The 6,697-nt window shown below is 62.5% G+C and carries 10 protein-coding genes; 3 read left to right on the top strand and 7 right to left on the bottom strand.

The features are described 5' to 3' along the window. Positions 1 to 148 precede the first annotated feature (148 nt). From mobB to moaA, 6 genes are all read right to left on the bottom strand, one after another. A complete protein-coding gene (mobB, locus tag EN879_RS19385) occupies positions 149 to 658 on the bottom strand; it encodes a molybdopterin-guanine dinucleotide biosynthesis protein B (RefSeq protein ID WP_024503305.1) in 510 nt (169 codons plus the stop codon). Next, complete coding sequence (mobA, locus tag EN879_RS19380) at positions 655 to 1,281, bottom strand: molybdenum cofactor guanylyltransferase MobA (RefSeq protein WP_063167989.1); 627 nt, start codon at positions 1,279 to 1,281, stop codon at positions 655 to 657. The genes mobB and mobA overlap by 4 nt, the downstream gene beginning before the upstream one ends. A 55-nt stretch (positions 1,282 to 1,336) precedes the next feature. Continuing rightward, positions 1,337 to 2,257 carry a DMT family transporter gene (locus tag EN879_RS19375; protein ID WP_063167990.1) on the bottom strand — a complete coding sequence of 307 codons (921 nt, stop codon included), beginning with the start codon at positions 2,255 to 2,257 and terminating at the stop codon, positions 1,337 to 1,339. Positions 2,258 to 2,478: 221 nt separating this feature from the next. Then, positions 2,479 to 2,838, bottom strand: coding sequence for a hypothetical protein (locus EN879_RS19370; protein ID WP_013531701.1), 360 nt, complete (start codon positions 2,836 to 2,838; stop codon positions 2,479 to 2,481). Between the two features lie 119 nt (positions 2,839 to 2,957). Next, positions 2,958 to 3,428 carry a hypothetical protein gene (locus tag EN879_RS19365; RefSeq protein ID WP_063167991.1) on the bottom strand — a complete coding sequence of 157 codons (471 nt, stop codon included), beginning with the start codon at positions 3,426 to 3,428 and terminating at the stop codon, positions 2,958 to 2,960. A gap of 54 nt (positions 3,429 to 3,482) precedes the next feature. Then, the gene (gene moaA, locus EN879_RS19360; protein WP_013531699.1) at positions 3,483 to 4,478 is read right to left on the bottom strand and encodes a GTP 3',8-cyclase MoaA; all 996 of its coding nucleotides are present in this window, start codon (positions 4,476 to 4,478) and stop codon (positions 3,483 to 3,485) included. A 199-nt stretch (positions 4,479 to 4,677) separates the two neighbouring features. Here moaA and EN879_RS19355 point away from each other — a divergent pair, with 199 nt between their 5' ends. Then, positions 4,678 to 5,031, top strand: a complete 354-nt coding sequence (locus EN879_RS19355) for a DUF971 domain-containing protein (RefSeq protein ID WP_013531698.1) — start codon at positions 4,678 to 4,680, stop codon at positions 5,029 to 5,031. A 65-nt stretch (positions 5,032 to 5,096) separates the two neighbouring features. After that, positions 5,097 to 5,708, top strand: coding sequence for a pyridoxamine 5'-phosphate oxidase family protein (locus EN879_RS19350; protein WP_063167992.1), 612 nt, complete (start codon positions 5,097 to 5,099; stop codon positions 5,706 to 5,708). Positions 5,709 to 5,726: 18 nt separating this feature from the next. Here the strand turns inward: EN879_RS19350 and EN879_RS19345 are convergent, their stop codons facing one another. Continuing rightward, positions 5,727 to 6,179 carry a MarR family transcriptional regulator gene (locus EN879_RS19345; protein WP_013531696.1) on the bottom strand — a complete coding sequence of 151 codons (453 nt, stop codon included), beginning with the start codon at positions 6,177 to 6,179 and terminating at the stop codon, positions 5,727 to 5,729. 47 nt (positions 6,180 to 6,226) lie between these two features. Here EN879_RS19345 and EN879_RS19340 point away from each other — a divergent pair. Beyond that, the coding region (locus EN879_RS19340) for an alpha/beta fold hydrolase (RefSeq protein WP_127274182.1) at positions 6,227 to 6,697 on the top strand (471 nt) is incomplete at its 3' end.

The following is a 6,697-nucleotide window of genomic DNA, read 5'->3' as shown; positions in this document are numbered from 1 at the left end:
CTCTTTATGGTCCCGGCCGTCGTTCCGAACGGCTCTGTGGGGCGGTGCTTTTGACCGCCCGCTGGCGCGATACTCCCACTCTTTCCAAGAAAAAAGCAACTGCAAAACCATAAAAATGGGCAAGGCTATTCTGCCGTTGCGTCAGCGCTCAAGCAACGAGCCCGGTGGTGCGCTCGATGAAGTCGGCTATCGATTTTGCATCGTCGAGATCGAATACCGGCAGCAGCTCGCCTTCAATGGCAAAATCGGCGGCGACAGCGACGATGTTGGGATCCTCCGCCGAAAGCGGCGTGCGGTCCTTCGCATCCAGCCGGCGGGTTTCGATCTTGCTGTGGGCTTCGCGCTTGTAGCCCTCGACCAGCACGAGGTCGCAAGGGGCAAGCCGCGACAGGACAGTCTCCAATGTCGGCTCATCCTCGCCGCGCAGCTCGTGCATCAGTGCCCAGCGAACGCCGGAGACGATCGCGACTTCGGTGGCGCCGGCCTGCCGGTGGCGAAAGCTGTCCGCGCCAGGTTTGTCGATGTCGAAGTCATGGTGGGCATGTTTCACCGTCGACACCTTCCAGCCGCGCCGGACCAATTCGCTGACCAACCTCTCGGTCAAAGTCGTCTTGCCGGAATTCTTCCAGCCGGTGATGCCGAAGACGCGTCTGTTCATGGCTTGATGCTCTGCAACAGACGCTCGGCAGACACAAGATCGTCCGGTTCGTTGATGTTGAAGAAAGGGTCGATCCCCGCCGATGGCGGAACCGGGAACTCCACCTCGACAAAACCCTGCCGGTCGATGAAAGCCGAAACCCGCCTGATATCCTGATCGACCAGAAAGTGCCGCAAGGCATCGCGGCAGCCGATCGGCCACAGCGCGAAGGTCGGATGCCGCTTGCCGGCCGAGCGGGCAACGGCAATAGAACCGGGGCTTTGATCGGCGGCCCCTGCCAGACGCTCGACAAGGTCCAACGGCAGGAAAGGCGTGTCACCGGCAGCGCTGACGATCGCCTTGCAAGGCCTGTTGGCCGCGGCCCATTCGAGGCCGGTCAGGATTCCGGCGAGCGGACCGGCAAAGCCGGGCACGCTGTCGGCAAGCACCGGCAGTCCAAAGCGCAGGAATCGTGCAGGGTCGCCATTGGCGCTGAGCGCCATCGATTCTATTTGCGGGGCGAAGCGCGACACGACCTGGTCAAGCAGGCAGCCATCGCCAAGCGGCAACAGGCTCTTGTCGCCGCCGCCCATCCGCCTCGACTGGCCACCGGCCAGAACAATCCCCGCAATGTCTCGCTTCATGCCACGAAGCCTGTACGCCAGCCGTCGGAAATCACAAGAACCTTCAATGATCTGGCTAGATTCCGTCCGGAACCATGCTTGGCCCCGTGCTTTCGGCGACGATCTTGCGCCGGCCGACGACCCGCTCGCGGTAGAGCGCATAGAGGCCGGAGCCGATGATGATGGTGGCGCCGACGATCATCGGCAGATCGGGAATGTCCGCGAAGATGAACAGGCCAAGCAGGATCGACCAGATCAGGGCCGTGTAGCGGAACGGCGCGATGAAGGAGATGTCGCCCGCCCGCATCGCCATAATGATGAACTGGTAGCCGATAATCACCAGCACAGCAGCCAGGGCCAGCAGGGCCGTGCTGTTGCCCGTCATCGGCGTCCAGCCGCCCATTGCCGGCAACAGCGCCGCGCCGACGATTGTCATGGCAAGCGCGGTCGCGGTCGACACCAGCAATGTCGGAATGGCCTTGGGGATCCGCTTGGTGGCGAGATCGCGCACCGCGCAGCAGGCGACGCTGGCCAGCGCCGACAGCGAGTAGACGCTGAACCCTTCGAAGCCCGGCCGCACGATGATCAGCACGCCGGCAAATCCGATGGCGATGGCCAGCCAACGCCGCCAACCGACAGTCTCGCCAAAGACAAGTGCCGCTCCCATCGTCACCGCCAGCGGCAGCGCCTGCAGCACCGCCGAAACATTGGCGATCGGCAGATGGGCGAGGGCGACGAGGAAACTCACCGTTGCGCCGGCCTCGCTGATCACGCGCAAGGCGACCAGAGGCTGCAGCATCGAGCCCGGGCGGGCGAGAGCGCCGCGCTGCCAGGCCAGCAGGCCGACGAAAAGCGAAGCGAAAGCCCCACGGATCAACATGACCTGCGCCATGTTCATCGATTGCGACGAGTATTTGGTTATGGCGTCGTTGAGGGTGAAGCCGGCCATCGCCACCATCATGAACAACGCGCCGTGAAGATTTGGAGACAGGGGCAAGACGGCTACCGGTTCTGCTAATACATATCGCCCAAAAGTGACCTCGGTTTTGGGGAAACGACATGCATAAGAAACAAAGACCTGAAGCGCGTGGCCTGAATCCGTTCAAACGCGACGCGCTTTAGGCAGCAAGCCTGTAACAGTCGGGCATGAAACAGCAACAGCAAAGGACTGGGCCACAGCCTTGTTTGTGGCCCGGAATATCGCCTGCGATGGCGAACTTACTTCTTCGGCGTAAGCACCTCGGTGCCATTGCCTTCCTTGCCGGCGATCGTCCAAAGACCGTGCAGCGAACCGTCCGCCGCCACCTTGTAGACGACGAGGCCAATGTCCTTGTCCATGACATAGCCGGCGGAGAAGGCATCATCGTTGCGCATGCAGATGCCGTCGGAAGATGAGCCACCAGTTTCCCAATGGATCGCGCAGGTCGTCCCGCTGGTCAGCGTGATGGTGGCTTCGCCGCCATAGGCCGAGCCGTCGAAGTTGGTGCCGGCGACCGTATAGGTGCCGCCGATCGACTGCGCCGCCGCGGGCACGGCCGCGAGGCCAAGCAGTGCCAGAGAAAGAACGAGTTTGCGCATGGTGTATCCCCCTGCGAGCGAAGAGCAGCTTCCAGGGGAAGGCTAGGCTGGAACAGACTGGCCGTAAATCCGGCTGCGGTTCGCGAACAAGACTTTTTCTGGGGTGTGGTCCGAAACCGTCATGGCCCCTTGAGACTGCCGGCGATGGCGCCGACCAGCGGATCGTATTTCGACTTCAGCGCCGGCGGGTAGTCGACCCAGACCGTACGGATGATACCGTCTTTCCCAAACAGACGTCGCTCGTAGAATATCTTTCCATCCCTCAGGCCCGACAGCACGGCCCAGTCCTTTCCGGCCTTGCTGTAGGTGACCTTGTAGCCCGGCTTCTTGCTCGCCTTCTCCGCCGCGACAAAGCCTTTCGGCGTGTCGTCGTCGACGTTGAGGATGCCCGAGCAGATCAGGCTGGCGCCATCGGCGCTCAGCCATTGCTGTCCGTCGCCATTGTCGGGCTCCGGCTGGCGATCGGTGAAGACGTCGTCGGGAAAGGTGCAGACAGTGCCGAAGCGATCGTTCACATAGGTGAATGGCGCGGCGACCGCACTGGTTGCTGCCATTGTCGCAATGACCAGGAATGAAGAGTGCAGCCGCATGCTCGCCTCGAAGTCATGATCCCGAAGCGATATTGCATGAATTTCACGGAAAGATCAGCCGCCAGTGACGCTCATGTGGCGTGACACCGATGGGCGGCTGGTGCGGCGGTCGATGATGAAGTCATGGCCCTTGGGCTTGCGGCCGATGGCTTCGTCTATAGCTTCGGCGACCAGCTCGTTGCCTTCCGAGGCGCGCAAGGGCGCGCGCAGATCGGCGGCATCTTCCTGGCCGAGACACATATAGAGGGTGCCGGTGCAGGTCAGCCGGACGCGGTTGCAGCTCTCACAGAAATTATGCGTCATCGGCGTGATGAAGCCGAGCCGTCCGCCGGTCTCGGCGACCTGGACGTAGCGCGCCGGGCCGCCGGTCTTGAAGGGAATGTCGGTCAGCGTGAACTGGCGTTCGAGCGACGCGCGCAGCAGCGACAGCGGCAAATACTGGTCGGTGCGGTCGGCATCGATCTCGCCCATTGGCATGGTTTCGATGACCGTCAGGTCCATGCCGCGGCCATGCGCCCAGCGCATCATCTCGGGCAGCTCGGCGTCGTTGAAATCCTTCAACGCCACTGCGTTGAGCTTGACCTTGAGCCCGGCCGCCTGCGCGGCATCGATGCCTTGCATGACCTTGTCGAGATGGCCCCAGCGGGTGATCTTGTGGAATTTGTCGGCATCGAGCGTATCGAGCGAGACGTTGATGCGCCTGACGCCGCAATCGGCGAGTTCGGCGGCAAAGCGCGACAGCTGCGAGCCGTTGGTGGTCAGCGTCAGTTCTTCCAGCGCGCCGCTTTCGAGATGCCGCGACAGCTGGCGCACCAGATGCATGATGTTCTTGCGCACCAGCGGCTCACCGCCGGTCAGCCGCAATCGCCTGACGCCCTTTTCGATGAAAACCGTGCACAGCCGGTCGAGCTCTTCCAGCGACAGCAGGTCCTTCTTAGGCAGGAAGGCCATGTCCTCGGCCATGCAATAGGTGCAGCGGAAATCGCAGCGGTCGGTAACCGACACGCGGAGATAGCTGATCGTGCGGCCGAAAGGATCAATCATGTCCATGCTTCAAGCGCTTCCCGTGGCCGTGAACGGCTTCGTTATATACCGCTATGTGATACGATCCGGCCTGCTGTTCAAGATAGCGCCTCTCGATCTTTGGTAACATCTCTCAGCCGACATCGCATGTCGGTCGGTCTCATCAGACCTTTTCCCGTTTGGCGAAGCGGCGTAGGGAAGGGCGGATGACACGGGATCGAACAGCATGACCGCACCGAAAGAACTCAGGGTTTCCAAGGACCGCAAACTTCTGTCCGTCACCTTTCCCGACCACCATCCGTTCGAACTGCCGGCGGAACTGCTGCGCGTCGCCTCGCCATCGGCCGAAGTGCAGGGCCATTCGCCGGATCAGCGGGTGACGGTCCCCGGCAAGCGCAATGTGGCGATCCTGAAGATCGAGCCGGTCGGCAACTACGCCGTGCGCATCACCTTCGACGATTTCCACGACACCGGCATCTTCACCTGGAATTACCTGCATACGCTCGGCCACGAGAAGGATGCGCGCTGGGAAGCCTATCTCGCGGAGCTTGCGGAAAAGGGCCTTAGCCGGGACCGCTAGGGCATCGCTGTCGTGAAGATGTCATCGATCTGGGGTAGCGCCGGCAAAGGTTTGGAGGCGAAAACATGTCCGTCATCACCACGGTCGAGCAGCTCGAGGCACTCTATGGCGTTCCAGGCGAGGCCTCGCTGGTCAAGGAACTCGACCACATCATTCCCGAATATGCCGCCTTCATCGAAGCCTCGCCCTTTGTCGCGCTGGCGACCAGCGGGCCGGAGGGGCTTGATTGCTCGCCGCGCGGCGATCTCGCCGGCTTCGTGCGCATCCATGATCCGAAAACGCTGATGATGCCGGACCGACGCGGCAACAACCGCGCCGATTCGCTGAAAAACATCATTCGCGACCCACGCGTCGGCCTGCTGTTCCTGGTGCCGGGCTCCGGCACGACGCTGCGCGTCAATGGCCGCGCCCACATCACAACGGATACAGCGCTGTGCGCGTCATTCACGGTGGACGGCAAGGCGGCGCGATCGGTGACCGTCGTCGACATCGATGCGGTCTATTTCCAATGCGCCCGGGCCATCGTCCGCTCCGAGCTCTGGAACCCGGCAAGGCATGTCGAGCCGAAGTCGCTGCCGACGCCCGGACAGATCCTGGAAATCACCAGCCGCAAGAACATCGACGGCGAAACCTACGACAAGGAATGGCCGGAACGGGCGAAGAAGACGATGTGGTAAGGTTGGGCTGAAGGGCGCTCAAGCCTCATTCAGCACATCATAGATCTTGCGCATCTGCTCGCCGATCATGTCGCATTGCTCCGGCGTCGACTGGCTCATCGCCTTCTCGATCAGCGCCATATGCACTTTCAGCGCCTGCATCAGCAGCGCCTCGCCGGCCTCGGTGAGCGCGAGCCGCAGGATGCGCTTGTCCTTCTCGTCGCCTTCGCGACGCAGCAGGCCACGCGCTTCCAGCTGCGGCAACAGCATGGTGATGTTGGAGCGGCCGACGAGCAGCTTGCGGGCAAGATCGTGCTGCGACATTCCGGGGTGGCGATAGAGGTTCATCAGCACGTCGAGCTGCGCCGGCTTCAAATCGAGCGGCGCAAGTTTCACCGCCAGCGTGCGCTCAAGCACATGGCAGGCGCGCGCCACCGCGACCCAGTTGCGGAAACGCGGGTTGTCCCAAGGCAGCTCTTGTTTATTGTTCATCTTTGAACTATTATGTTCATGCTTGAACGTATGGATGGATTCTCACTATGGCATCATTCGGGCTGAAGGTCATCCGGGGCGTGTTCGGTGCGGCAGAGCGTGTCGCGCCGCGGCTCAGCGGACGCGCGGCGTTCGAATTGTTCTGCCGCACCCCGAATGTCAAGGCGCTCAGCGATGGCGAGCGCCGCGCTGTCGAGCGTGCGACGGGGTTCATGACCGAGGCGCGTCATCACCGGCTGAAGACCGCGACCGGCTGCGTCATGGTGCACGAGTTCCGGCCCGAGCCGGGCAGGGCGGCCGTCGGCACGGTGCTCGTCGTCCATGGCTGGCGCTCGCGCACCGAATATATGCGCGCCTTGATCGAAGGCTATCGCGCCGCCGGCTACAGGGTCGTTTCGCTCGACCTGCCTGGCCACGGCCAGTCGCAGGGCCGGCGCCTGAACATGGTCAATGCGGTGGATGCGGTGCGGGTTGCCGGCGAATGGTTCGGCCCGTTCGCGGCGGCGGTTGGCCATTCC

Origin of the sequence: Mesorhizobium sp. M7A.F.Ca.AU.002.02.1.1, from assembly GCF_003998535.1 — a bacterium.
GTDB lineage: Bacteria > Pseudomonadota > Alphaproteobacteria > Rhizobiales > Rhizobiaceae > Mesorhizobium > Mesorhizobium ciceri.
Note: the sequence above shows the minus strand (reverse complement) of the source record. Positions and strands in the feature narration are given on the sequence as shown.